Source organism: Laspinema palackyanum D2c, assembly GCF_025370875.1.
Classification (GTDB): Bacteria; Cyanobacteriota; Cyanobacteriia; order Cyanobacteriales; family Laspinemataceae; genus Laspinema; species Laspinema palackyanum.
The window spans coordinates 1-1406 of the sequence record NZ_JAMXFD010000074.1; the positions used below are offsets into that span (position 1 = coordinate 1).

Sequence of the window (1406 nt, forward strand, 5' to 3'; positions counted from 1 at the left end):
AAGATATCCTCTCCTGTCCCGCCAATTAAGGTATCATTTCCCAAATCTCCCCAGAGGACATCATTGCCATTGCCTCCGTTGAGAATATCGTTCTCTTTTCCCCCATGAAGAGTATCATTTCCCTCACCGCCGAACAGGGTATCATCTCCCAGATTTCCATTGAGGAAATCATGGCCATTGCCTCCGCAGAGGACATCATTATCATTATCTCCAAACAGGAAATCATCTCCTTCCTGTCCATAAAGAAAATCATTTTGTTTTCCCCCATGCAGGGTATCATTACCATCCCAGCCAAATAGGGTATCATCTCCGCGATTGCCATTTAAGAAATCCTCCCCATTGCCTCCCCATAACCAATCATTCTCGTTATCTCCAAATAGCGTATCATTCCCATCAAATCCCAATAAGGTATCATTTTCCTTCCCGCCATGTACTAAATCATTGTCAAAACCAGCATCAATATAATCATTGCCGGTATTGCCGTGGAGAGTATCATTTCCCGTCCCACTATAGATGTTGTCATTCCCTCCCAATCCTAGGAGGAAATCATCCCCTGTAGTCCCGAAAACAATTTCTCCGGTATCGGTCCCAAAAAAGGGATTGACACTTCCCGAGTAGAGAGTATCGCCGACAGGATTGGGTCCAGGAAATACCATGAATCCCTGACAAGCACCGGATTCAGGAAGGCTAAAATCTCGGTTAGAAGAATCGACGGGAAGAGAATCACCTGTCTGAGAGTCCGTTGGAGGCAGAGATTCAGGCAAAATTGGTCCAACAGGTATTATCTCTGGACCCGAGGGGGTACCTGTGGGGGGTTGGGGTGACGGTGGGGAAGTGATGGTGGCAGTAATGGGAAAGTTAAAAGGATTGGATGTGTTGTTGTTGGCGATAAATTGTAACTCTCCCAAGGGAGTTCCGGCATTACTGGCATCGAGTTGGACTTGAAAGGTTGCTTCTGCATTACCGGGAATTGTGCCCGGAAAAGGACCGACTAAACTAAAGGTTGTGGGGAGTTGTAAGTTGGATAAAGTAACTTCATTTGGGGTCGTATTCCGGAGGGTAAAGGTGGTGGTGAGTGCCTGTCCGATTTCTGTCGTTCCGAGGTTAACGGAGGTGGTTGTATTATCAGCGATCGCTGTTGTTCCCTGTACTACTTCAATCGGCAACTCGGATACTACTGGAATGCCGAATTCGTAGGCCCCAATATCGGCGACTGCTGTCCCATTCCCATCCCCATCAAAGGGCCGAATTTGTCCCCGTTTATCTGTGGCGGGTGCTACTGCATTATTTCCCCCATCAATGGCAGGACTTCCCGGTAGTAACGGATGAATCAGAAATCCATTTATTTCCTGTAGCGGTCCTAATAGGGGGTCGGCGATCAGGACATTGGCGGTGACGTTAACATC

At 47.6% G+C, this 1406-nt stretch carries 1 protein-coding gene; it reads right to left on the reverse strand.

All coding sequences use genetic code 11. The features are described 5' to 3' along the window. Nucleotides 1-1406: choice-of-anchor Q domain-containing protein (locus tag NG795_RS28340; RefSeq protein ID WP_367291944.1), on the reverse strand; the 1406-nt coding region annotated here is incomplete at both ends.